The sequence below is a fragment of the Planomonospora alba genome (assembly GCF_039534085.1).
GTDB lineage: Bacteria > Actinomycetota > Actinomycetes > Streptosporangiales > Streptosporangiaceae > Planomonospora_B > Planomonospora_B alba.
In genome coordinates this window covers 62237-86375 of the sequence record NZ_BAAAUT010000019.1, presented here as the reverse complement: position 1 = coordinate 86375, position 24139 = coordinate 62237, and the positions used below count along the sequence as shown (strand labels likewise).

At 73.9% G+C, this 24139-nt stretch carries 17 protein-coding genes; 7 read left to right on the top strand and 10 right to left on the bottom strand.

Going from position 1 to position 24139, the window contains the following annotated elements:
• Positions 1 to 7: 7 nt before the first annotated feature.
• From chrA to fxsA, 5 genes are all read right to left on the bottom strand, one after another.
• Positions 8 to 1177 carry a chromate efflux transporter gene (gene chrA / locus ABD823_RS13780; protein ID WP_344859449.1) on the bottom strand — a complete coding sequence of 390 codons (1170 nt, stop codon included), beginning with the start codon at positions 1175 to 1177 and terminating at the stop codon, positions 8 to 10.
• A 21-nt stretch (positions 1178 to 1198) separates the two neighbouring features.
• Positions 1199 to 1930 carry a hypothetical protein gene (locus ABD823_RS13775; protein ID WP_344859448.1) on the bottom strand — a complete coding sequence of 244 codons (732 nt, stop codon included), beginning with the start codon at positions 1928 to 1930 and terminating at the stop codon, positions 1199 to 1201.
• 74 nt (positions 1931 to 2004) lie between these two features.
• A complete protein-coding gene (locus ABD823_RS13770; protein WP_344859446.1) occupies positions 2005 to 4014 on the bottom strand; it encodes a tetratricopeptide repeat protein in 2010 nt (669 codons plus the stop codon).
• Complete coding sequence (locus tag ABD823_RS13765) at positions 4011 to 4886, bottom strand: SIR2 family NAD-dependent protein deacylase (protein WP_344859444.1); 876 nt, start codon at positions 4884 to 4886, stop codon at positions 4011 to 4013. Before ABD823_RS13765 ends, ABD823_RS13770 begins: the two co-directional genes overlap by 4 nt.
• Positions 4887 to 4965: 79 nt before the next feature.
• Complete coding sequence (fxsA, locus tag ABD823_RS13760) at positions 4966 to 5142, bottom strand: FxSxx-COOH cyclophane-containing RiPP peptide (RefSeq protein WP_344859442.1); 177 nt, start codon at positions 5140 to 5142, stop codon at positions 4966 to 4968.
• A gap of 268 nt (positions 5143 to 5410) precedes the next feature.
• Here fxsA and fxsT (ABD823_RS13755) point away from each other — a divergent pair, with 268 nt between their 5' ends.
• A complete protein-coding gene (fxsT, locus tag ABD823_RS13755; RefSeq protein ID WP_344859440.1) occupies positions 5411 to 7936 on the top strand; it encodes an FxSxx-COOH system tetratricopeptide repeat protein in 2526 nt (841 codons plus the stop codon).
• A 53-nt stretch (positions 7937 to 7989) separates the two neighbouring features.
• Here the strand turns inward: fxsT (ABD823_RS13755) and ABD823_RS13750 are convergent, their stop codons facing one another.
• Positions 7990 to 9297 carry an HEXXH motif domain-containing protein gene (locus ABD823_RS13750; protein WP_344859438.1) on the bottom strand — a complete coding sequence of 436 codons (1308 nt, stop codon included), beginning with the start codon at positions 9295 to 9297 and terminating at the stop codon, positions 7990 to 7992.
• Positions 9294 to 10496 (bottom strand): FxsB family cyclophane-forming radical SAM/SPASM peptide maturase, encoded by a 1203-nt coding sequence (locus ABD823_RS13745; RefSeq protein WP_344859436.1) that lies wholly within the window; start codon positions 10494 to 10496, stop codon positions 9294 to 9296. Before ABD823_RS13745 ends, ABD823_RS13750 begins: the two co-directional genes overlap by 4 nt.
• A 240-nt stretch (positions 10497 to 10736) precedes the next feature.
• On the opposite strand from ABD823_RS13745, the gene ABD823_RS13740 reads away from it, so the two are divergent.
• Positions 10737 to 11918 carry an FxsB family cyclophane-forming radical SAM/SPASM peptide maturase gene (locus ABD823_RS13740; RefSeq protein WP_344859434.1) on the top strand — a complete coding sequence of 394 codons (1182 nt, stop codon included), beginning with the start codon at positions 10737 to 10739 and terminating at the stop codon, positions 11916 to 11918.
• The gene (locus tag ABD823_RS13735) at positions 11915 to 13216 is read left to right on the top strand and encodes an HEXXH motif domain-containing protein (protein WP_344859432.1); all 1302 of its coding nucleotides are present in this window, start codon (positions 11915 to 11917) and stop codon (positions 13214 to 13216) included. The genes ABD823_RS13740 and ABD823_RS13735 overlap by 4 nt, the downstream gene beginning before the upstream one ends.
• 11 nt (positions 13217 to 13227) lie before the next feature.
• On the opposite strand, the gene fxsT (ABD823_RS13730) is transcribed toward ABD823_RS13735, so the two are convergent.
• Positions 13228 to 15786, bottom strand: coding sequence for an FxSxx-COOH system tetratricopeptide repeat protein (gene fxsT / locus ABD823_RS13730; RefSeq protein ID WP_344859430.1), 2559 nt, complete (start codon positions 15784 to 15786; stop codon positions 13228 to 13230).
• A gap of 189 nt (positions 15787 to 15975) precedes the next feature.
• On the opposite strand from fxsT (ABD823_RS13730), the gene ABD823_RS13725 reads away from it, so the two are divergent.
• From ABD823_RS13725 to ABD823_RS13715, 3 genes are all read left to right on the top strand, one after another.
• On the top strand, positions 15976 to 16134 hold the full coding sequence (locus ABD823_RS13725; RefSeq protein ID WP_344859428.1) for a hypothetical protein: 159 nt from the start codon (positions 15976 to 15978) through the stop codon (positions 16132 to 16134).
• Positions 16135 to 16336: 202 nt separating this feature from the next.
• Entirely contained in the window at positions 16337 to 17227 is an 891-nt protein-coding gene (locus ABD823_RS13720; RefSeq protein WP_344859497.1) for an SIR2 family NAD-dependent protein deacylase, read from the top strand.
• Complete coding sequence (locus ABD823_RS13715) at positions 17224 to 19233, top strand: tetratricopeptide repeat protein (RefSeq protein WP_344859426.1); 2010 nt, start codon at positions 17224 to 17226, stop codon at positions 19231 to 19233. Before ABD823_RS13720 ends, ABD823_RS13715 begins: the two co-directional genes overlap by 4 nt.
• Positions 19234 to 19245: 12 nt before the next feature.
• Here ABD823_RS13715 and ABD823_RS13710 read toward each other — a convergent pair whose 3' ends face one another.
• Positions 19246 to 20580: an MFS transporter gene (locus ABD823_RS13710; protein WP_344859424.1), complete on the bottom strand. Its 1335-nt coding sequence runs from the start codon at positions 20578 to 20580 to the stop codon at positions 19246 to 19248.
• Between the two features lie 377 nt (positions 20581 to 20957).
• The gene (locus tag ABD823_RS13705; RefSeq protein ID WP_344859422.1) at positions 20958 to 22370 is read right to left on the bottom strand and encodes a dihydrolipoyl dehydrogenase family protein; all 1413 of its coding nucleotides are present in this window, start codon (positions 22368 to 22370) and stop codon (positions 20958 to 20960) included.
• A 457-nt stretch (positions 22371 to 22827) separates the two neighbouring features.
• Here ABD823_RS13705 and ABD823_RS13700 point away from each other — a divergent pair, with 457 nt between their 5' ends.
• Positions 22828 to 24138, top strand: coding sequence for a PP2C family protein-serine/threonine phosphatase (locus tag ABD823_RS13700; protein WP_344859420.1), 1311 nt, complete (start codon positions 22828 to 22830; stop codon positions 24136 to 24138).
• Position 24139: the final 1 nt, after the last annotated feature.

Here is a 24139-nt window from a genome sequence, read left to right as displayed (position 1 = left end):
CGCCGGCCTACCCGGACAGGAGCACGCGGACAACCCCGGCCACCGCGCCCGCCGCGATGAACCAGGCGGTGTTGAGCCGGGTCCGCCACTGCAGGACCAAGGCGGTCACGGCCAGCCCGGCGGTCAGCGGGTCCGGGAACGCCTCGCCCGCCAGCTCCAGCGTGACCCCCGCCATCAGGGCCAGCGCCGCGGCGTTGACCCCGTCGAGGAACGCCGCCGACCAGGCGCGGCCGCGGACGCGGTCGACGATCCTCGTCAGGAGGGCGACGAGGGCGAACGAGGGGGCGAAGATCCCCACCGTCGCCAGCACCGCGCCGGGCAGGGCGGCCACCACGTAGCCGAGGAAGGTCGCGGTGGTGAAGACCGGCCCCGGGGTGACCTGCCCGACCGAGATCGCGTCGAGCAGCTGCGCCCGGGTGATCCACCCGAGGCGCTCCACGAGGTCGCCCTCCAGGAAGGCCAGCAGGACGTAGCCGCTGCCGTACAGCACCGAGCCGATCTTCAGGAAGGTCAGGAAGAGCTCGGCGAGCCGCCCGCCGGCGGGATCGCCGAGGTACGGCAGGAGCGGGACCGCCAGCCGGAGGCCGCCCGCCGGCCGGCCCGGCGGCACGCGCGCCGCCGCGGCCAGCAGCCCGCAGGCCGCCAGCACGAGCAGCTCGTTCACCCCGAGCAGGTAGGCGGCCAGGGCGGCCGCGGCGAGCACGCCGGTCAGCGGGCCCTTGACCGCGGTCCGCAGCAGTCCGGCCAGGGCCCACACCACGATCGCCACCACCACCGGCTTGATCCCGTAGAGCAGCCCTTCGACCGCCGGGGTCCGCCCGTACCTGGTGTACGCCCAGGCCAGGCCGAGGACGATGGCGAAAGCGGGCAGGATGAAGCACACTCCGGCGACGACCAGCCCCCGGCCGCGGGCCCGCTCGTGCCCGAGGTGGACGGCCAGCTCGGTGGAGTTCGGCCCCGGGATCAGGTTGACGGCGCCCATCAGGTCGAGGAAACGCGCGTCGGAGACCCAGCCGCGCCGCCGCACCAGCTCCTCGCGCATCATCGCGATGTGCGCGGCCGGTCCGCCGAAGCCGATCACGCCCAGCTTCAGGAAGACCGCGGCGACCTCGGCCAGCATCCGGCCCGCAGGCACCTCCCGGCCCTCCCGCCGCGACCCGCCGGCCGGCCCGCCCATCCGCCCCTCCCCACCAGAAGATCACCCGATCGGGACAGTATGCACGGGTTCGGTGAACTCCTCCCGGACGGCGGGGGAACGGCGTCCCCGCCGCGACCCGGCGTAGGCGGCCTCGCGGATCCGCGCCAGCCGGCCGGGGAGGCGCAGCGCCGGGTGGCAGTGGAGCATGGGGTCGAACGCGACGGCCTCCCCGTCCGGGAGCGGCGTGTGCAGCCGCAGGCGGGCGAGCGGGCGGCGGTAGCCCTCGATGCCGAGGACGAAGTCCAGCGGCGCCAGAGCGACGGCCCGGGCGGCCGCCTCCGGGTCGGCGGAGCGCGCCCGGCCCCGCTCCGCCGCCACGGCCAGGAACCGGATCCGTCCGGCCGCGTGCCGGTAGGGGATCAGCGTGGAGAAGACGCCGGAGCCGAATCCGGCGCTGGGGAAGGGCAGCCACTTCGGCCAGCCCCTCGTGGACAGCAGCAGGTCCAGCGCGCCGCCGGCCGCCGACGCGCACGGCAGCCGTACGGCCAGGCCCAGCACGTCGGGCAGCGCCCCCGGCAGGGACGCCCCCTTCGACAGCCGCACCAGGACCTCCCGCTCACCGGGTTCGTCGAGGACCGGGATGCCGAGATACGGGTCGGCGTGCGGCAGCACGCGCAGGTCCGCCCGGAAGAACCGCCCCCGCGTGTGGAACGCGCGGCCGCCGCGCAGCGCCGCCAGACGCCGGAACAGTGAGGGAACGGTCCCGGCCGGAGCAGGTGAGGAAGATGCCATGCCCTCCCTCTACCCCGGTATCCGGAGCACAGCGGATCTCCGGCGGGAACGAGCGGCCGCGGCCCGGCCGGCGGTCACGCCGGCCTGCGCAGCAGCTCCTCGGCCTGCCGCCGCAGGTGCGCGGGGAGCCCGGGGCCGTCCGCGGCCAGCGCGCGCCGGGCCAGCTCCGCCGCGTTCGGGACCCGGCCGAGCAGGGCGTGCACGCGGGCGGCCCGGAGCAGCGCCGGGCCGCTGCCGGACTCGGTGGCGATCGCGTCCAGCATCTCCTGCTCGGCGGCGTCGAAACGCCCGGCCAGCGCCAGTGCCAGGGCGCGGGCGGCCACCGTGTCCGGTTGCTGGTTCTGCCGGACCCGGTCCAGGTCGCGCAGGGCCTCGGCCGGCCGGTCCAGGTCGGCGTGGATCGCCCCGCGCAGGGCGAGCGCCTCGGCCGGGGGCCGCGCCGCCAGCGCCACCGCCCCGTTGAGGCAGGCGAGCGCGGCGCGCGGCTGTCCCGCGTGCCACAGCGCCTGCCCGAGGGCCAGCCGGGCGGGCAGGTCGTTGGGCGCCCAGGTGAGCGCCCCCTTGAGCAGCTCCACCGCTGCCAGGTGGTCGCCCTGCGCCAGCCGGAGCCGCCCCTCGGCGGTCAGCGCCCGGGCCACCCCGTCGAACCGCTGGAGGCCGGCGAAGATCTCCGCTGCCTCCTCGAAGCGGCGCCGGGCGCCGTCGGCCTCACCCCGCGCGGCCTCCACCGTGCCCAGGATCTCCTGCGCCTCGGCCCGCACCCAGGTCTCGCCGAACTCCGCGACCCGCATCGCCTCGTCCGCGAGCCTGCGCGCGGCCTCCCAGTCCTGCCGGGACAGCGCGGCGCGGGCGTCCGTCAGATAGGCGGAGGGGGACTCCGAGCGGCGTACGGAGGCGATCAGCCGGTCGTGCGCCAGCTCGTACCAGCGGATGCCCAGCCGGTGCTCGGCCTTGAGCAGGTGACGGTCCTCCAGTGCCCTGGCCACGGCGTTCGGCATGCCGGCGGTCTCGTGCAGCCCCTCGTAGACCGTGTTGCGGGTGCCGTGCTCGGTGACGAATACGCTGCGCAGCCAGAACTGGATCTCCGTGGCGGGGACGCCGTGCCCGGCCGCGACCTCGGCGAGCGCGCGCCTGCAGAAGCCCGTCAGGAACCGGTCGACGTCGGCGTGCAGGTTCACGTGCTCGGCGGTGATCCCGGTGACGTCCGGCGGGAGCGACTCCCACAGCGCGGAGCAGACGACCTGGAGCTGGACCGGCTCGACCTCGTCCAGCGCCATGGTCGTCGTCCGGCCCTCGTCGTCGGCGTAGGTGACCGTGCGCAGGTCGTCGACGAGCAGCTCGGCGGCACCGGGCGCGAAGGAGCGCCCGGTGTGCCGCAGCGGCCCGGTCGCCGCGTCGAGCGCGGCGGCGCGGCCGAGCGGCCGCAGGTGGAAGCGGGCCCGCGAGCCCTGGCCGAGCGAGCGCTCGTACGGCAGGACGGCGGCCACGTACTCCTCGCGCAGCGCCAGCAGCAGGTGCAGCCCGCCGTGCTCCGCCGAGGCCCGGGCCAGCTGCTCCAGGAGTTCGGCCTGCTCCTCGTGCCGGTGGGCCGGGCCGCCGAACAGCTCCTCGGCCTGGTCGACGGCGACCAGCACCGGCACCGGGTCGCCGTACCGGTCGAGGCGCTCCGGGCGTCGCGCCAGGAACTCCGAGACCGTCAGCCCGGCGAGCGCCGCGGGCGGCTCCTGCGGCGACCAGGCCGACAGCAGCGCCAGCACGTAGGGGTTGCCCGGCACGCGCGGCCCGGGCGAGGCAGCTCCGCGCGGCGACACGCGCGCGACGGGCAGCACGTCGGCGCGGCCGGGGTCGAGGCGGGGCAGCACGCCCGCGTGGAGCAGGGAGGTCTTGCCGGCGCCCGACGCCCCGTACAGCACGGTGAGCCCGGTGGCCTGCCAGATGGTGGCGACCTCGCGCGCCTCCCGCTCCCGGCCGAAGAACAGCGCGTGCTCCGCCTCGCCGTAGGGGCGCAGCCCCACGTACGGCCCGGCCGCCCGGCCGGTCCCGTGCTCCGCGGCGGCCCCCGTGCCGGTCCCGGTGGTGGTCACGGTGTCGCCTCCATCCTGCGCCGGAGCTCCTCGCAGAACTCCGCCGCGGTGCCCAGGAAGATCGAGATGTTCCAGCCGTTGAGGTAGTGGACGAGGTAGCGCTTGGCCTTGTCCGCCGCGTCGCTCGCCGAGTCGTCCACCTCCGGCATCAGCTGCACGCTCACGTGCCGGCGCCGGTTGCTGCGCGGGGTGCTGCGCGCCAGGCCGTGGAAGAGCACCCGGAACGTCCAGTCCTGCAGGCTGTAGCCGATGAACAGCAGCGGCCGGCCGGCCATCGCGTTGAGGACGGGGGAGGGCAGCGGGTGGCGCCCGTCGGCCGCCGACGCCTCCACGATGTTGACGAGGTAGGACAGGTAGTCGGCCTCGGTCAGCACCATCGAGGCGGGGTGGGACCAGGTCCCGTGCAGGTGGTAGACGAGCGGCTTGTCGACGGTGGGCTCGGGCAGGACGGGCACGTCGGCGGGGCCGGTGTCCCACCACGCGGAGAACTCGCTGGAGGGCGCCTTGCCCGCCGCGCGCAGCGCCTCGTGGAGGAAGTCGTCGTAGTTCGTGGTGAGGAAGACCTTGAGGGGGAAGGAGGCCAGCAGCGCGTGCGGGTCGGCGGGATCGGCCGGGGCGGGCCGCGGGTGGGCCCGCAGGAACCGGCACACGTCGTCCTTGAGGTCCACGGGGTCGCGCACCACCGCCTCGGCGTACTGCATGACGCGGGCGAGGTTGTGGGCGTCGGCGAAGGGATAGCCGTAGCGGGCGGCGTAGTGGCGGCTCAGCTCCGTCCCCTTGGGGAGGGTCCGGCAGGCGCCCGCGCCGAGGAAGGGCGTGCAGTCGCCCCTGCGGAGCTGACTGATCAGCCGGTTCCAGTCCGCATCGTCCACCGCGCCACCCTGATTTGTCGGGAGAATGTCCCCGGTGACATTGTGTCTCCCACAGGGGTGGCGTGGAAGTCAAGCGGTGCTATATGGATGCGGAGAATCCCGCCACCGGGCCGGTGTTGTCTTTCTCGAGCACGCGGCGGAGCGCGTGGTCCAGGACGGAGTCGTCCAGACCGGCCAGTTCGCTCAGGGGGATGCCATTCACGTCGATGATTCCGGCATCGGTGCCGGCGGGGCCTTTGACGGCCTCCTCGCCCATGTGATCTCCTCGTGTGCGACCGGACGCTTGCCGTCCCCCCGCGGGAAACTATACCTACCGGGTTCCGGCCCGGGCAGGGGGTTTCGGTCGCGTTTCCGCGAACGGTTTCCCAAGGAAGTGCGCCGAGCGCGGTCCGGGAAAGTGTCAAGCATTCTGTCCATTATGTTCGCCTTCGGGAATGTGGCAGGAGAACCTCGCCCCCATGCCCATCCCCTCGTCGGCCCCCGGCGTCTAGGCTGAGGCGAACCCAGCAAGCGGAGGCGGTCGCGTGGCGGTGTCGCAGTCTTCAGGGGTGGCCCGGGAGCCGGGACGCCAGCCCCAGGTCTGGGGCAAGGTCCCCCAGCGGAACAAGAACTTCACCGGACGGGACGATCTCCTCGAGAAACTGCACGAGGGGATCACCTCCCAGGTCACCGCGGTGGTCCCGCACGCCCTCCACGGATTCGGCGGGGTCGGCAAGACCCATGTCGCCATCGAGTACGCCTACCGCTACCGCCACGAGTACGACCTGGTCTGGTGGATTCCCGCGGACCAGCCGATGCTGGTCCGCTCCTCGCTGGCCGGCCTCGCCCCCCACCTCGGGCTCCCGCCCTCCAACGTCACGGGCATCGAGGACGCGGCCGCTGCGGTGCTGGACGCGCTGCGCCGCGGCGAGCCGTACGCCAGGTGGCTGCTCGTCTTCGACAACGCCGAGCAGCCCGAGGAGATCAACGACGTCGTCCCGCGCGGCCCGGGGCACGTGCTGATCACCTCGCGCAACCACGCCTGGCAGGGGGTCGTCGACACCGTCCCCGTCGACGTCTTCAGCCGGCAGGAGAGCGTCGAGTTCCTGTGCAAGAGGGTCAGGGGCATCGGTCCCCAGGACGCGAGCCGGCTGGCGCGGGAGCTCGGCGACCTCCCCCTGGCGCTGGAGCAGGCGGGGGCGCTGCAGGCGGAGACGGGCATGTCGGTGGACGAGTACCTCCGGCTGCTGCACGAGCGCACCGCCCAGCTGCTGGACGCCAACAAGCCGTCCGACTACCCGCTGTCCATGACCGCCGCCTGGGCGCTGTCGGTCTCGCAGCTGGAGGCGAAGCTGCCCGAGGCGGTGGAGCTGCTGAAGTGCTGCGCCTTCTTCGGGCCCGAGCCCATCCCACGGGACGTGTTCGGAAAGCTCACCGACGAGCAGATGAGCCGCTCGCGCCTCGCCGGCCTCCTGGCCAACCCGATCCTGCTGAGCAAGGCGATCCGGGAGCTGGGCCGCTACGCGCTGGCGCGCATCGACTCGGGGAGCCGCACGGTCCAGGTGCACCGGCTGGTCCAGGCGCTCCTGCGCGAGGACGTGAGCGAGGAGGACAGACAGGCGTTCCGGGACGAGGTGCACCTCCTGCTCGCCGCGGCGGCACCGGGCGACCCCAACGACACCGAGGCCTGGCCCCGCTACGCGGAGCTGCTCGGCCACGTGACCCCCGCGCGGGTGAAGGCGTCCGGGGACCCGGCCGTGCGGCGCTTCGCCCTCGAAACCGTGCGCTACCTCTACTCCTCCGGCGACTACCCGTCGGCCCGCGACCTGGTGCAGGAGTTCCTGCAGGAATGGGACGCCGGCGGGGACGACCCGTCGGTCTTCTCCGCGCGGTGGCACCTCGGCATCATCCTGCGCGAGCTCGGCGAATACGAGGCGGCCTTCGAACTCAACCAGGCGACCCTCCAGCGGATGCGGGAGGTCCACGGGCCGGAGCACGAGGAGACGCTGCTGCTCACCAACAGCCACGGCGCCGACTTCCGGACGCGGGGCGACTTCACGGCCGCCCTCGAGCACGACCTGGAGTCGCTGCGGCGGCACCGGGAGGTGTTCGGCGACTCCAGCCCCAGCACCCTGAAGGTCATGAACAACCTCGCCGTCGACTACCTGCTGGTCGGCGACTACGAGAAGGCACTCGAGCTGCAGGAGGACACCTTCAGGAGGAGCAGCCGCAGCCCCGGGGCGAGCAAGCTGGAGGAGGTCATCACCTGGAACGGCCTGGCCCGCATCGTGCGGCTGCGCGGCGGGTACTTCGAGGCCTGCGACACCGGAGAGGACGCCTACGAGTTCGCCGTCCAGACGCTGGGCGCCGACCACCTGTGGACCCTGCGCACCGCCAAGGACCTGTCGATCGCCAAGCGCCGGGCCGGGCTGGTCGACGAGGCGCTCGAGCTCGCCCAGCCGACCTTCGAGCGGATGGAGCGCGTCTTCGGCCGAGACCACCCCGACACGCTCGCCGCGGCGCTCTGCCTGGCCAACGCCCTGCGGGCGACGGGGGAGACGGCCGGTGCGCTGGAGCTGCTCCGGGACACCGCCGGGCGCTACCCCCGGATCTTCGGCGAGGACCATCCCTTCCGCTACGGCTGCGACATGAACCTCGCCCTGCTGCTGCGGGTCAACGGCGACGCCGAGGAGGCCCACCGGCTCGACGACGAGTCCCTCACCGGGTTCGACGAGCGGCTCGGCCGGGACCACCACTACTCGCTGACCTGCGCCATCAACCTCGCCAGCGACCTGGCCGCCCTGGGCGAGGGCGCGCAGGCGCGGGGGCTCGGCGAGGACACCCTCGGCAGGCTGCGGAACCTGCTGGGCGAGGACCACCCGCTGACGCTGGCCGGGGCGGCCAACCTGGTGGCGGACCTGCGCGCCACGGGCGCCGGGGACGAGGCCGAGGCGCTGGCGCAGGACACCTTCGAGCGCTACCGGCGGGTGCTCGGCGAGGACCACCCCGACGCCCGGGTCGCGGCGGCGGGCGAACGGCTCGACTTCGACTTCGACCCGCCCGCCCTCTGACCGGCGCGTGCCCCGCCACCCGGGAGCGGCATCACGCGGACCGGCTCCGCGGATCAGCCGTTGCGCTCCAGCCAGAGGGCCCGGTGCCGGTCCGCCCGCTCGCGGCCGAGCGAGCGGGCCCCGGCCGGCACCGCCACCTCCGCCCAGCCGTCGAGCCGGCGCGCCATCGCGGTGACGAAGGACTCCCCGGGCGGGGTCAGCAGACCGCTGCCGAGGAGCGTCCCGCAGACCAGGCGGGCGGCCTCGCGCCACCGGGAGAACTCGGCCCCCGCCTCCAGCGCCGCCTCACCGGTGTCGACGGCGAGCCGGCGCCGCCAGAAGTCGGTCACGCCCAGGTAAGCGTAGGCGCCCTGGAGCAGTCCGGGGACGGGCCGCGGGTCCGGCCGCCAGGGCGCGTAGTGGCGGGAGCCGTCGTCGGGACCGGTCAGCGGCACGAGGTCGAGCAGGGCCGAGAGCTTGACGTGCTGCGTCTCGTGGGCCAGCGTCACCGCGAACGAGGTGGCGTCCGGCGGGGTGGACAGCGCCACGCAGCCGAAGGTCTCGCGGGAGGACGCGCTCGACAGGCCCTGTGGCGGCGCGGTCAGCGGGGTGAGCACGGAGACCGCGCCGCCCACCTCGCCGGCGACGGCCCGGTGGTGCCGGACGAGCAGGCGCCACGCCTCGGTCAGCGTCGTCTGCCAGCGTCCGATCTCGGCGGCGGTGAGCCGGCCGCCCATGTTCGCCGTGCCCGGCATGCGGTAGGGGTCGAGGTCGTCGACGGTGACCCGGAACGGCGTGCCGTCGGCCTCCGCCGCCAGCGTGCGCAGCCCTCGCCAGCCGGGCGCGTCCTGCCGCGGATCGTCCGGGACCCGCACGACGAGGGTGCCGGCCATGACGTCCGCGCCGTCGGGGAAGCACTGGACCGTCGCCTCCGAGGCGGTCGGGGACAGGACCGCCTGCCCCAGGGAGGGCAGGGTGACCACGCCCTCCACCGCGGGCACGTCGACCTCGCAGACCGTGCCGGAGCGGATCGCCGCGGCGGCGGCGAGCGCCGCCAGCTGCTCCGGCCTCGCCCGGTCGTCCCCGGCCTTGAGGGCGATCACGGTGTGCCGGGCCCAGGCGCCGACCGAGGGGTGGCGCAGGACCGCCTCGACCGCGTCCGGACGACGCCGCTGGACGGCGGCCAGCAGGTCGTAGGCGCGGCGGGCGGCGGCGGCCTGCGGGTGGCCCGCCGTCCGTGCGCTCTCCACCACCCCGCGGACCAGGAGCACGTGCTTGCTGCGCTGGGCCGCGGCGAGCCGGGCGACCGCGCCGGCGCCGCCGCCGCCGCCGGCCAGTTCCGAGAACACCTTCGCCGGTATGCGGTGCTCGCGCAGTTTCATGGGCGTCCCCCGGTCCGTGCCGACAGGTCGGCTTCGACGGTGTGCTTGATGTGGGTGATGAGGCGCAGCAGGTCGGGACAGTAGACCGAGGGGTTGGCGAACCCGCGGCCCTCCCGGTAGCGGTGGGCGTACAGCCCGCCCCCGCAGACCCGGGAGACGGGGCAGCGGCGGCAGGCGTCGGCCAGCGCCAGCTCGCCGATCTGGCGGGCGGCGATCGAGGGCAGGAGCAGGACGTCGTCGAAGGAGTCGCGTGCCACGTGCAGTCCGGTCCCGGGCGCCCCGTGGTAGGCGGACTTCAGGAAATCGGACTGCTCGATGCCGCCGTCGGTCTCCACCACCACCATGGCCGCGGGGGACAGGCCCACGTGCTCGCTGGCGGAGACGCCGCCCAGGAGGAGGTGGATGATCTCGCCGAACAGCCGGATCCGGGTGGGCCGCCGGGGCGAGCGGTACCAGCGGTCGAAGATCGTGATCAGCCAGTCGGCGTACGGCGTGGCCGCCGCCTCCGGACGGCGTCCCGGAGGCGGCGCGGTCCAGTTGCCGTGCGGCAGCAGGAAGTCGACGGCGGGCGGGTCGAAGGCCAGCAGCGCCTCGTAGGCGCCCACCGGGTCGTTCCTGAGGTCGACGGTGCACAGCAGGCCGCCGAACAGATGGCGGTAGGCGGGCGAGGTGAGCAGGCCGAGGGCCGCCACGACGGCGGAGTGGCTGCCCCGGCCGTCCGGGCGCCGCCGGCTGCGGTCGTGCATCGCCTCGTCCCCGTCGAGGCTCACCCCCACGCGGACGTCCAGTTCGGCGAAGAGGTCGAGGTGGCGGCGGTCGAGCAGCACGGCGTTGGTCTGCAGGGAGACCCGCACGCGCGTGCCGGGGCCGACCGCGGCGCGGACCCGGGTGACGAGGTCGCGGACGGCCTCCCGGCCGGCCAGCAGGGGCTCGCCGCCGTGCAGGACGAGCTCGATCTCCGGCAGGCCGTGGGTGCGGGCGTGCTCGGCGATCCGGTGGGCCGCGGCGGCGAAGGTCTCCGGCGCCATGCGCCTCGGGCGGCCGCGCCAGCTGGTGTCGGCCATCTCGTACATGTAGCAGTACGTGCAGGCGAGGTCGCAGCGGCTGTGGATCTTCAGAATGAACTGGCGGAACGGTGTCGGCCGCCAGCCGCCGGCCATCAGTTCCCCGACATCGAGGGTCGACGGCCACTCGCGCACCGCTCAGCCTCCGCGTTGAGAGCAGATTACGTAGCGCAGGATAGAGGAGGAGGCCCGCTCCGGAAGGCGGAACCGCCGAGCGCCACCGCCGCTTTCCGTAACGATTCCACCGTCCGGTCCGGAGATCTTGACTATCGATGCGAAGTCAGGCGAAATGGGAAATGGCGCAAGAGAGGTGTGCCGCGGTTGTCGAAAAATCCCAAAACCGAAAATCTGCCACCCGAAAACATGTTTCCGGCAATGCTCGACGTGGACGGATTGCTGGCCTCGGGATGGCAGCCGTCGGCCTTCCAGCAGTTCATCCTGAAGATCCACAGTCGCTGCGACCTCGCCTGCAGGTACTGCTACATGTACGAGATGGCCGACCAGTCCTGGCGGTCGCAGCCGCGCCGCATGTCGGAGGCCGTCGTCGACCGCACGGCGGCGCGGATCGCCGAGCACGCCCTCGCCCACGACCTGGCCGAGGTGGAGGTGATCCTGCACGGCGGCGAGCCCCTGCTGGCCGGGCCCGACCTCATCTCCCGCGCCGTGCGCGCCGTCCGGGCCGCCGCCGCCGACGTCGGCACCCGCGTGCGCGTCTCCGTGCAGACCAACGGCGTGCGCCTCGACGAGGCGTTCCTGCGGCTCTTCGACGAGCTGGAGATCCGGGTGGGGGTCAGCCTCGACGGGGACGAGGAGGGGCAGGACCGGCACCGGCGCTTCGCCGGCGGGAAAGGCAGCCACGCCGCCGTCACGGCCGCCCTGCGCAGGCTGGCCTCCGGACGCTTCCACCACCTGTTCAGCGGCCTGCTCTGCACGATCGACATCCGCAACGACCCGGTGGCGACCTACGAGGCGCTGCTGGCCTTCGACCCGCCCGCCGTCGACTTCCTGCTGCCGCACGGCAACTGGGCCGCGCCCCCGCCCTTCCGGGATCCGGCCTCGCCCGCCACGCCGTACGCCGACTGGCTGATCGCGGTCTTCGACCGCTGGTACGGCACGGCCGCCACGACGGAGGTCCGGCTGTTCACCGAGATCATGCGCCTGCTGACCGGCCGTGCCTCGCGCACGGAGGCCGTCGGGCTGTCCCCGGTCCGCATGGCCGTCATCGAGACGGACGGCGGCATCGAGCAGTCGGACATCCTCAAGTCCAGCTACCAGGGGGCCACCGCGACCCGCATGCACGTGCTGCGGGACTCCTTCGACGCGGTGCTCGCGCACCCGGCCATCGCCGCACGGCAGATCGGCGAGCTCGCGCTGGCGGCCACCTGCCGCCGGTGCGACCTCGTCAGGGTCTGCGGCGGCGGGCTCTACGCCCACCGCTACAACACCGTCACCGGGTTCCAGGCCCCCTCGGTCTACTGCCCCGACCTCTACCGGCTCATCACCCACATCCACGCAACGCTCGCGCGGGACGTCGCCCTGCTGAAGGGAAGCCGATGAGACTCTTCGCACGCCCCCTCCCCGACGGGACCCTCGCCGAACTGGCGGCGGGCGGGGGAGGGGCCGCCGCCGTGCACGCGCTGCGCGCGGCGCAGCGGGTGAAGCACATGCTGCTGCTGCGCGGGGTCGTGGAGGAGGCCGCGGAGACCGGCCACCCGCACGCCGCCCTGACGGCCGACGCCTACGGGCTGCTGACCGAGATGGAGGGGCGGGCGCCGCAGGAGGCCGGCCGGGTGCTGACGCACCCGGCGGCGGGGGCCTGGGCCTGGCGGACCTACCGGTCGCTGCGGCGCGGGGACGGCGCGGAGGACCCGGGCAGGATGGGCGCGCTGGCCGTGGCCGCCGCGGTCGGCTCGCGGACCGCGTGCGAGGTCCGGCTGCCCGTCGCGGGCCGGAGCGTCATGCTGCCGTCCCTGGGACTGCTCACCCTGCCCGCGGAGGCGGGGCCGGTGGCCGACGTCGTGGTCCGGCCGGACGGCCTCGGGGCCGATCTGGGCATCGGCCCCTTCACGGTGCGGGCCGACCCCTTCCTGGACGGCCCGGGCTGGCAGGCGCTGCACCGGCTCCCGGTGACGCCCGACTTCAGCCTGGTCGTCGACGACCTCGACCCGTACCGGTGGGCGGACACCGGGGCCGTCGGGACGCGGTTGAGCCCGGAGCGGCGCCGCTGGTGGGAGTCGTGCCTGCGGGATGCCTGGCGCATCCTGACGGCGCACCACCCGGCCGTCGCCGAGGAGGTGGCCGCGGGCATCACCGTCCTCACCCCGATCCGGGCGCCCGAGAGCGGGCAGAACAGCGCCACGTCCCGGGAGACGTTCGGGACCATGGCGCTGTCGGAGCCCCGGCACGGTCTCGGGTTCGCCGAGACCTTCGCCCACGAGGTCCAGCACGCGAAGCTGACGGCGCTCACCGATGTGGTGGACCTCACGCTGCCGGACGACGGGCAGCGCCACTACGCGCCCTGGCGGCCCGACCCCCGCCCGGTGTACGGGCTGCTCCAGGGCGCCTACGCCTACCTGGGCGTCACCGAGTTCTGGCGGCGCCAGCGGAGGTTCGAGACGGGCGAGACGGCCTTCCGCGCGCAGGTGGAGTTCGCCCGCTGGCGGGAGGGCGCCTACCTCGTCACCGGCACCCTCGAAGGAAGCGGCTGCCTGACGGAGCAGGGGCGGGAGTTCGTCGCCGTGATGCGGGCCGCGCTGGAGCGGGCGCTGGCCGAGCCGGTGGACGCCGCGGCGCAGGCGCAGGCGCGCCGCGAGGCCGACCGCCACCGCCAGGAGTGGGCCAGGCGGAACGCCTGACCCGGCGGCCGTCAGATCGGCGGCGGGTCGAAGTCGGAGTCGATGCGCACCCCCGCGACCGCGGCGAGGATGTCGGGCTGGACCGACGCCAGCGGGCTGTGCGCGTAGCGCTCCAGCGTCTCGGCCCGCAGCCGCTCGGCCTCCTTGTCCGCGCCCACGGCCCGCAGGTCGAGCGAGAGGTTGGCCGCGCACAGCAGCGACAGGTAGTGGTTCTCGCCGAAGAGGCGGTGGAGCCGCTCCAGGGCGTCCTCGCCGACCTCCCGGGCCCGCGCGTGCTCGCCCAGGGCCGCCAGGTCCGAGGCGAGGTTGACCGCGCAGGCCAGCGAGTAGTTGTGCGTCCGGCTCACCTTGGCGGCCAGCCGCTCCAGGGCCTTCTCGTCGATGTCCCTGGCCTTCTCCGCGTCCCCGCGCAGCCGGTGCAGGATCGCGACGTTGCTCCGGCACGCCTGGGTGTAGGGGTGGTCCTCGCCGTACACCCCGGGGTAGAGCTCCACGGTCTGCTCCGCCAGGGCGAAGGCCTCGCCGAGCTCGCCGGTCACGCGCAGGGCGTTGGAGAGGTTGACCGCGGCGGCCATCGTGTCGGGGTGCTCGTCGCCGAAGATCCGCTGGAGCCGGGCGTGCGTGTCGCGGGCCAGCTCCAGGGCCTCGGTGAGATCACCGGAGCGGCGCTTGGCGATGGACAGGTCCTTGGCCGTCAGAAGGGTGGTGGGATGGTCGGGGCCCAGCTCCAGCACCCCGTAGGCGTGCGCCTCCTCGCCGATGTCGCGCGCCTCGGTGTAGTCGCCGCAGAGCCGGACGGCGCGGGAGAGGTTCTGCCATGAGCTGAGCAGGGAGGCCTTGCTGACGCCCTGCGTCGCGTCGCTCTGCTCCTGGTAGGTCTCCAGGTGCAGTTCTCGCGCCCGCGTGTAGTCACTGGTGAGGCCGTAGTCGATGGCCAGGTTGTTCATGACGCGCAGGGTCGAGGGGTGGGTCTCGCCGAAGACCCGTTCGTGCACCTCCCGGGACTGCTCGTCCAGCTCGCGGGCGCGCAGGAACTCCCCCCTGGCGCGCAGGGCGGCTCCGAAGCCGTTGGTGGCCGAGAGCGTCTCGGGGTGCTCGGGCCCGAGGACCTCGCGCATCTCCTCCAGGTTCGTGCGGCCGAGCTCGTAGTCCTCGGCGTAGCGGCCCAGCCCGCGCAGGATGTTCCCCAGATGCCTGCGGGCGATCAGCACGTCCGGGTGCCGCGGCCCGCTGGCCGCGGTCCACCGGGCGATGAAGTCCTCGGCGAAGGAGAGGGCCGACTGGTAGTTGCCGGCCTGGTACAGGTAGCGGACGATGTTGAGGGCGAACCGGCGCACCACGGGGTCGGTGGTCTCGGCCAGCCCCGAGGGGGCGACGTGGCCCACCAGCTCCTCGAACTGGCGCCACTTCGCGCTGTCGTCCGGGTCGCCCGGGCCCGCGCCGGCCAGCAGCAGGTGGACCTCCCGGCGGGCCCGCGCCTGCTGCTCCGGGGCCGGCAGGTCGTCGCGCAGGAGCGCCTGGACGAGGCGGTGCACCTGGATGGTGCGGGTCTCCGGCTCGATCCGGGCCAGGGCGAAGCGGCGCAGCTCGCTCAGGGCCTTGGTCAGCAGGATGGGGTCGGCCAGGATGGCGCTCAGCTGCGGATCGGTGTCCCCGCCGTGGCGGGCGAGGGTCCGGCTGCCCCGGCGGAAGACGTCGCGGGGGATGGGCTCGGGGCCGAAGAACGCGCAGCACCGCAGGACCCGGATCGCCTCGGGCAGCCGGTCCTCCAGCATCGAGACCGAGACCCGCCAGGCGGCCGTCATCGACAGCGGGTATCCCTGGGCGCGGTTGGCGCCGAGCAGCCGGCCGGCCTGTTCGTCGAGCTGCTCGATGTACTCGTCGACGGACATGCCGGTCTCGTACTGGAGCGCTCCGGCCTGCTCCAGCGCGAGCGGGAGGTCGCCGAGCTTCTCCGCCAACCGGGAGGCGTCCTCGTCGGAGATCTCCCTGCGCAGCCGCTTGCGGAGGAACTCCATGCTCTCCTCGCGCTCGAACACGTCGACCTGCAGGGTCTCGAAGTGGTTCTCCCAGTCGGGGTTGCGCGAGGTGATCAGGACGTGCCCGGGGCCGAGCGGGATGAACTCCTCGATCTTCGCCGGGTCCTCGGCGTTGTCGAAGATCAGCAGCCAGCGGCGGTACGGCTCACCGCTCTGGAGCGCCCGGCGCACCGCCTCGGCCGCCTCCTCCACGCCGGTCGTGGCGGCGCTGGGGAGGCCCAGGTGGGGTGCCATCGTCGCCAGCGCCGACGGCACCAGGACGCGCTGGTCGGCGGGGATCCACCAGACCAGGTCGTAGTGGGAGCGGTAACGCCAGGCGTACTCGATGGCCAGATGGGTCTTGCCGACGCCGCCCAGGCCCTGGAGCGCCTGGGGCTGCGGGACGACGGCGGTCACGGTGCTCATGCCCCTGCGGAGCTTGGTGAGGAGCTCCTCGCGGCCGGTGAAGTTCCTGTTGCGGGGCGGGACCTTCTCCCAGATCTCGGGCAGCCGCTCCGGTATCGCGTGCGCCGCGTGTGAAAGCTCCGCCACCATGGACCTCCGCCCGTGAACCGAGAACGATCCTGCGGTCATCTTAGATGTTGATTCACCGGACGGGATATCACAGAATCATTTAAAGGCCGGTGTCCGTCACGGACCGTGGCAGCGGAAAAGGGCGCTCCCCGGTCCGTTCCGGGCTGACCGGAAACAGGTGATCCGGCAGAAGGCGCGAGGGGCGACATGCACGATGTCGAATTGAAGTCCAGGCCGATCGTCGACCTCGGCGATGTCTCGCTGGCCTCTCTCGAGGAGGTCGGCGCGGCGGGGCTGCGCGGATTCCTGGAACGGCTGGTGCTGGACGACAGGGAGCCGTCGGCGGGCTTCCAGAGTTCGCTCTGACGCCTCCTCCCGCCGTCGCGGCGGGCCGTGGAGGACGGCGGGCGCGGCGGAAGGCTGAGGCGTTCGTCCGCCCCCTTCTCCGGTGAGGTGAGCGATGCGCGGTTTCCCGCCGGGGATTGGCCGTACCAATAGAGTCGTACGGCACCGGGCCCGCGACCCGTCGGAGCCCGCGGTCGACGAGGTGGTGCCGTGCGTGGACGACATGGATGACGCCGAGTGGGAGCGCCTGCTCTACCAGTTGAGGAACGGCGACTGCACGCCGTTCCTCGGGTCGGGCGCCTGTGTGGGAACACTTCCCACGGGCAGGGCGCTCAGCCGGGAGATGGCCCGCAGATGGGGTTATCCCTACGACGACGACCACGACCTCCCGCGGGTGGCGCAGTTCGCGGCCATAAAGTACGGCGACGCCGTGCACGTCAAACGACTCGTGTGCGACGAACTGGGCGCGGCGGGCCCGCCGGATTTCCTCGACCCGCTGGAACCGCACGGCCTGCTCGCCGAATTCCCGCTTCCGGTGTACCTCACCACCAATTACGACGATTTCATCCACCGGTCGCTCAGGGCGGTGGGGAAACGGCCCAACGTGGCCGTCTGCCCGTGGAACAAGGACATTCCCTACGCCGAGGAACTGTTCGGCAGCGAGGCCGGCTGGAATCCGCAGCCGGACGCGCCGCTCGTCTACCACCTGCACGGCAACCTGCAGGACCCGCGCTCGATCGTGCTGGCAGAGGACGACTACCTGGAGTTCCTCACCAGCCTCGCCGCAGAGGGCGTCGGCGGCGGCCAGCAGATGCTGCCCCCGTCGATTCTCGCGGCGCTGACCAAGCGTCCCCTGCTGTTCATCGGCTACAGCCTCCAGGACTGGACGTTTCGGGTGCTCTTCCGCGGGCTGCTGAGGGCGGTCCCCGGAATCCACCGGCGCAGGCACGTCAGCGTGCAGCTCGCCCCCACCCTCGACACCACCAGGGCGGACGTGCGGGAGGTGCAGCGCCAGCTGGCCCGCTACTACGAGGACTGGCGGATCTCCATCTTCTGGGGAAGCGCAGAGGAGTTCTGCAAGGAGTTGCGGCGACGGATGGGGGCGGTTTCGTGAGCCCGCGTGACGTTCACCCGGTGGCGGCGCAGGAGCCGTACGTCGGACTGCGGGCGTTCCGGCGCGAGGACAGCGCCAGGTTCTTCGGCCGGGCCAGGGAGTCGCACGAGGTCGCGGACCTGTGGCAGGCCAACCGCCTGACCATCCTCTACGGCCCGTCCGGGGTCGGCAAGACGTCGCTGATCCAGGCGGGCGTGCTCCCCCTGCTGGACCCGACCACGACCGACATCCTGCCGGTCGGCCGCGTCTCGCACGGCTCCCCTTTCCCCTCCGCCGCGCTCTCCCGGCACAACCCGCACGTCTTCGCGCTGCTGTCGTCCTGGGCGCCGGAGGAGACCCCCACCCGGCTGGCCGGCCAGACGCTCCGCGGCTTCCTGCGGCGCAGGCCGCCGCGGCAGGACCCGTACGGCGACCCGGTCCTGACCCTGGCCGCGATCGACCAGGCGGAGGAGTTGTTCGGCGATCCCGACCACCGCCGGCCGTACCGCGAGTGGTTCATCGACCAGCTGGTCGAGGCTCTGGACGGCGACCCGCACCTGCGGCTGCTGGTGTCCATCCGCGAGGACTACCTGGCCGCGCTCCTTCCCCACGAGCCCAAGCTGGCCGGCGCACCCCGGGGCCGCTTCCCGCTGACGGCCCTCGACACGGCGGCGGCGGTGCGGGCGACCGAGGGCCCGCTGGAGGGGACCGGCCGCTCGTTCGCCCCCGGGGCGGCCGAGAAGCTGGTGGAGGACCTGCGCAGGATCAGGGTGGGCCGGGCGCTCGGTGAGGAGGTCGTCGCCGACGCGAAGGCGGTCGAGCCGGTCCAGCTCCAGGTGGTCTGCTCCACCATGTGGCGCTCCCTCCCCGACGACGTGCTGGTCATCACCGCCGAGCACGTGCACCGCTTCGCCGACGCCGACCGCTCGCTCACCGACTTCTCGGAACGCATGATCGCCGAGGTGGCCCGGGACTGCCTCGACGGCGACACCGACCGGCTGCGGACGTGGCTGCGCCGCAACTTCATCACCGAGCAGGGCAAACGCGAGATCGTCTACCAGGGGGAGACGCTCACCGCGGGAGAGCCGAACTACGTGGTCAAGGCCCTCGTGGACCGGCACATCCTGCGGGAGGACGTCCGGGCGGGCGCGCGCTGGTGCGAGCTCTCACACGACCGGCTCATCCAGCCGATCCTGCGAAGCGACCGCTCCGCCGAGCCGGTCGGGAGCCGGATCCTGCCGGAGGAGTACCTGCGCGCCGCCGAGCTCGCCTTCCGCGACGGCGAGTTCGCGCTGGCGGCCAAGCAGGCCGAGGAGGCGCTCAACCGGTGCGGGGACGACACGTTGCTCCGCGCCGAGGTCGAGTCCTTCCTCGGCAACGTCGCGCACCGGCGCGAGGACTTCGACAAGGCGGTGGCGCACTACCGCACGGCGGCCGTCCTGTTCGAGACGCTCGGCGCCACCACGGCGGTCGGCCGCCTACTCGCGGGCATCGGCCGGCTCCGGCTGGCCCAGGGGCACCCTTCGGTCGCGGTGCAGGAACTGTACTCCGCGATCGGCCGCGTCCCCGACGACACGGGCATCCAGACGGAGCTGGCCTGGGCCCTGTGGTACGGCGGGCACCCCGACGCGGCCAGGGACGTCCTCAACGACGTCCTCACCAGGGAGGGGGACGCCGCCGAGGCGCTGCGGGCCAGGGGCGAGATCCTGACCGACCTGGGCCGGACGGCCGAGGCGCTGCGCGACTTCGAGCGGGCCAGACCGCTGCAGTGGCCGTCCACCCGGGCGGCGTACGCTCTCGCCCTGGCCCGCGAGGGGCGGCTGCGGGAGGCCGACCGGGAGATCGCCGCGGTCCTCGCCGAGGCGGGAGAGCACGGGCCCGTGCTGCTCTACGCGGCCAGGATCAGAGAGCTGGCCGGCGACGCGGGCCAGGCGGCGGATCTCGCCCGGCGGGCCAAGGCCGCGCGGGTACAGGGGCTGCCGGCCCATCTGAAGGCGGAGGCCGACCGCCTGGCGTCGTACGCCTGACGCCGGGGCCCGTCAGGCTTTCGCGGTCTGCCTGCCGATCCGCCGCAGGGTGATCCGCCGCGCGATGCACCAGATCGTCACGGTCAGAGCGACGGCGGCCATCGCCGCGAAGAGCCCCTGCGCCGCGCCGGCGGTTCCCAGCACGGAGACCAGGAGCCCGCCGAGCGGAGAGGCGAAGCACACGACGCCGTGCACGGTGAGGCGGTGCACGCTCACCGCGCGTGCGAGTTTGGACCGCTCGACGTTCGCGATCTCGAATGCCCGGATGGAGACGTTGCTGAGCGCCCCCGTGCATCCGGTCATCAGAACGGCGGCGCCGAAGAACAGCGGGTGCCCTCCGAAGGCGGCGACGCAGAGAGCCACCGCCCAGATCCACATCTGGGCGAAGAGCATGGCGTTGCGCCACCCGTGCTCGGACAGTCGCCACGCGGGCCGCCCCGCGGAGCCGATGGCGGTGTTGGCGGCGGTGGTGAAGGCCGGAATGGCGGAGGCCAGGGCCGAGCCCAGCACGCCGCCCAGACCGCCCGCGGCCAGCACCAGCCCCACCTGCAGCGGGGGGAGCGACGCCGAGCCTGCGATGAAGACCATGATGAGCGTGTTGACCATCAGGTTCGTGACCGTGGTGAGCGCCATGGCGTTGCGCAGGAACGGGTGCGCGGTCAGCGCCTTGACGCCGTCGGCCATCTCCCGGAGGAAGCGGACCCTGCCCGCCGCCTCCTTCGCCTCCCCCGCCTGTCGGGGATCGTGGCCCCGCAGGCTCAGCACGGAGAAGAAGGACATGAAGAACAGCAGCGTGTTCACCAGGAACGGCGCCGCCGGTGCCACTCCGAACAGGAAGCCGCCGAGCGGCCTGGCCGTCAGCACCGCGACGTGCGAACTCGTCTCGCTCGTGGTCAGCACACCGCGCAGATCACCCTGGGGAACGAACGAGCGGATCAGGGCGGTCTCCCCGAGAGAGTGGAAGACCCACAGGGCGCCCTCGACGAAGGCGGCGGCCAGGATGTGGGAGAAGTCCGCCGCGTCGAAGGCGACGGCGGCGGTGACCGAGGCCACGGTCAGCCCTCGCGCGGCCTCGGTGACCAGGATGAGGAGGCGGGGGTCCACCCGGTCCGCCAGGACGCCCGCCGGGATGTAGAAGAGCAGGGTGGGGAGGGTCAGGGCGAACCCGGTCCAGCCGGCCTGCACCGGTGAGCCGGTCAGCCACAGGGCCAGCAGCGGGTAGACGACGTTCAGAGTCCGGGAGCCCACCATCGAGGAGGCCGTCCACACCCAGATCCGGACGAGGTTCCATCCCGGCCGGACGGAGCCCGTGCGCTCCTGCGCGGGGACGGCGCCGTTCTCTCCCACACCATGCCCCCCTGGCCCGGTCGGAGCCGCCTGCCGGCAGGGTTCCGCCTCCGCCGGCGGCGTCTGCACGGCTTCCGCGGGGGGATCCGGCTCCGTGGCCCGCTCGTCCTCCGGCTCCGCCGAACGTGCCGGTGAACAGTCCAAGGCCGCGGGCGGCCCGGCCGCTGGAGCGACGCCCCTTCCAGGGGAAACGGTGACGATGGCTTTGTCCTCCGGAGGAAAAGGCATGGGGCGTCGAGAGCCCGCCGGAAGCCCGTCGCACTCCGGCGAGCGGTCAGCAGCATAGCGACGCGTGTACCAGCGCGCGTGATCTTCAGCTCAACGAATCCCCGGCGTGACTGTTCTCTTCCCCGCCCGTGACCCCTCGGGCCGGCCGGTCACAGTCCGTACGCCTCCAGCAGGCGCAGCCACACCTCGCTGACCGTCGGGAAGGACGGTACCGCGTGCCAGAGCCGATCCAGGGGGACCTCCGCCGTCACCGCGATCGTGGCGGCGTGCAGCAGTTCGGCCGCGCCCGGTCCGGCGAAGGTCACGCCCAGCAGCACCCGGCGCTCGGCGTCCACCACGGCCTTGGCCCGGCCCCGGTAGCCGTCGCCGAGCAGGTAGGCGCCGGTCACCGCGCCCAGGTCGTACTCGACCGCGCGCACCGGGAACCCCTCCGCCCGGGCCCGCGCCTCGGTCCGGCCGACCGAGCAGACCTGCGGGTCGGTGAAGACCACCTGCGGCGCGCCGTACCCGCCGGCGGCGTCGCGCAGCGCGGGCAGGTCGTCGGGCTCGCCCTTGGCGCGGGCGGCGATGACGTCGCCGCAGACCCGCGCCTGGTACTTGCCCATGTGGGTGAGGAGGGCCCGGCCGTTGACGTCGCCCACGGCGTACAGCCGGCCGCCGTCGGCGCCGACGGCGCGCATGCTGTCGTCCACCTCCACCGGCCGGTCGCCGGGCAGCCCGACGGTCTCCAGGCCCAGGCCGTCCGTGGCCGCGCGGCGGCCGGTGGCCACCAGCAGCTCGTCGGCCTCGACCGGCGGGCCGGAGGCGAGGTGGACGGTCACCGGGCCGCCCGGCTCGGGCCGCTCCACCCGGACCGCCTCCGCCCCGGTGCGCACGCCGATGCCGGAGGCGGCGAAGGAGTCGGCCACCAGCGCGGAGGCGAACGGCTCCATCCGGCCCAGCAGCCGGTCGCCGCGGACCAGCACGGTGGTCTCGCGCGCACCGAGCCCGTGCAGGGCCTGGGCCATCTCGCAGGCCACCACGCCGCCGCCGAGCACGGCCAGCCGCGCGGGCACGGCCTTGGCCGCGGTGGCCTCCCGGCTGCCCCACGGCCGCGCCTCGGCCAGCCCCGGGACCGGCGGAACGACGGCGCGGCTCCCGGTGGCCAGCACGACGGCGTGCCGGGCGGTCAGCGTCCGCGAGCCGCCGCCTGGCAGGTCCACCGCGACCCGTCCCGGACCGTCGAGCCGTCCCCGGCCCCGGACGAACTCCGCGGGCACGCCCTCGATCCACCGGACCTGGCCGCCGTCGTCGAAGCGGGAGACGGCCTCGTCGCGGCGGGCCAGCACGGCGGCGGTGTCGACGGGGCCGACCGTCAGACCGGGCGCCCGCCGCGCCTCGGCGGCCAGTTCGACCGGGCGCAGCAGCGCCTTGCTGGGTACGCACGCCCAGTAGGAGCACTCGCCGCCGGCCAGCTCGGCCTCCACGACGGCGGCGCTCAGCCCGCCCCGCACGACCCTGTCCGCGACGTTCTCCCCGGCAGGTCCGGCCCCGATCACGATCACGTCGAACTCGTCCGCCACGTCGCCTCCTCGCGGGGGCGCCGCCGGGGACTCCTTCCCCGCCCTTCCGGTCCCACCGCCTGTCGTATGTTCCCCGCCGCGCGGGATCACCACAACCGGCCCGCCGCGCGGGCGCGGTCACCGCCGGGGGTCCGGGACCTCCTCGCCTGCCGGACGCCACCCGCGACCCGGCGGTGACCTGGGGCGACGGGGGCGGTGGGGCGGCGGGCCTGGGCAATGAGAGGGCAGGAGGAAGAGAAAAGGTTCACCGGCCCGGCCGTGTCCGCCGCACCCTATCGACCCGTTTGCGCTCTTGTGAGCAAGGAGCCTCACCGGTCGGGACGGTGCGGCGGGCCGGCCGCCGGCGGGGCGCGGCGCCGGGGCCGTACACGCGTGGAGAGAAGAGACCGTTGATGAGCACAGTCCAGGAAGCGGGTTGTCGTCGCCGTGCTGACGCAGCGGCGGGGAAGAGGTCGTGATGGGCGGCAGGCCGGACAGGTGTGACACCGATGAGGCGTTCCAGCAGGCGCTGGCGCGGTTGACCCTGCTCGGCGACGTGACGTCGGCCCTGTCCAGCACCCTCTCGACCGAGGAGGCGGTCCGCCGGCTCTGCCGGATCCTGGTGCCGCAGCTGGCCGACTGGTGCGTGGTGGACCTGCTGGACGACCACGGCCACCCGCACCGCGTGGCGGCGGCGCACCGCGACCCGGAGCGGGCGGGCGGCCGGTTCGCGGGGCCGCCGCCGCTGCTCTGCGAGGACGCGCCGGGCCCGCTGGGCCAGGTGCTGCGCGGTGCCGGCCCGCTGCTGCTGAGCCCGGCGCCGCCCGGAGAGGAGGACGACCACCCGTCGTGCGCCGTGCGGGAGGGGCTGCTGCGCCGGCTGGAGGCCGACAGCGCGATCGTCGCCCCGCTGCGGGTGCGGCGGCAGGTCCTGGGCGCGCTGACGGTCGCCCGCACCGACCCCGCCCGGCCGCTGACCGCCGACGACCAGGCCGTCGTCGAGGACCTGGCGCACCGCGTCGCCCTGGCCGTGGACAACGGGCGGCTGTACCGGGCGGCGCAGCACATCGCCGAGCGGCTGCAGCGCTCGCTCCTGCCGGACCGGCTGCCCGAGGTCGGCGCGCTGCGCCTGGCCGCCCGCTACAGCCCGGCCCACGAGACCGCGGAGGTGGGCGGGGACTGGTACGACGCCTTCGTCATGCCGAAGGGGGACATCGCACTGATCATCGGGGACGTCACCGGTCACGACCTGCCCGCCGCGGTGGTCATGAGCCAGCTGCGCAACATGCTGCGCACCCTGGCCTGCGACCGGCAGGAGCCGCCGGGGGAGATCCTGCGCCGGCTGGACGCCGTCAACGAGATCCTGTACGGCACGCGCACGGCCACCTGCCTGTACGGCCTGATCACCGGGGGGGAGAGCGGTCCGTGGGGCTTCCACCACTCCAGCGCCGGGCACCCGCCGCCGCTGCTGGTCACCGCCGACGGGGAGACCCGCTACCTGGAGGGCGGGGCGGGGCTGCTGCTCGGCGTGGACCCGGGGGTGTCGCGGACGGGCGCCTACGAGGAGCTGCCGACGGGCTCCACGCTCCTGCTCTACACCGACGGGCTGGTCGAGCGGCCGGACGAGCACCTGACCCACGGCATGATCCGGCTCCGCCAGCACGCCGCCGCCCTGGCCCGGGAGTCCGTGGAGGCGTTCTGCGACGGGGTCCTCGCCGGGCTGGGCGAGTCCGACGACGACATCGCGCTGATCGCGCTGCGCGTGCCCGCCGCGCAGGACCCGCCGTGAC

Excerpts from the sequence above, each read along its gene's own strand:
- ABD823_RS13740 (WP_344859434.1), top strand. The coding sequence starts at position 10,737 with ATGCTCGACGTGGACGGATTGCTGGCCTCGGGATGGCAGCCGTCGGCC.
- ABD823_RS13720 (WP_344859497.1), top strand. The coding sequence starts at position 16,337 with ATGGATGACGCCGAGTGGGAGCGCCTGCTCTACCAGTTGAGGAACGGC.
- ABD823_RS13775 (WP_344859448.1), bottom strand. The coding sequence starts at position 1,930 with ATGGCATCTTCCTCACCTGCTCCGGCCGGGACCGTTCCCTCACTGTTC.
- ABD823_RS13735 (WP_344859432.1), top strand. The coding sequence starts at position 11,915 with ATGAGACTCTTCGCACGCCCCCTCCCCGACGGGACCCTCGCCGAACTG.
- chrA (WP_344859449.1), bottom strand. The coding sequence starts at position 1,177 with ATGGGCGGGCCGGCCGGCGGGTCGCGGCGGGAGGGCCGGGAGGTGCCT.
- ABD823_RS13700 (WP_344859420.1), top strand. The coding sequence starts at position 22,828 with ATGGGCGGCAGGCCGGACAGGTGTGACACCGATGAGGCGTTCCAGCAG.
- fxsA (WP_344859442.1), bottom strand. The coding sequence starts at position 5,142 with ATGGGCGAGGAGGCCGTCAAAGGCCCCGCCGGCACCGATGCCGGAATC.
- ABD823_RS13750 (WP_344859438.1), bottom strand. The coding sequence starts at position 9,297 with ATGAAACTGCGCGAGCACCGCATACCGGCGAAGGTGTTCTCGGAACTG.
- ABD823_RS13725 (WP_344859428.1), top strand. The coding sequence starts at position 15,976 with ATGCACGATGTCGAATTGAAGTCCAGGCCGATCGTCGACCTCGGCGAT.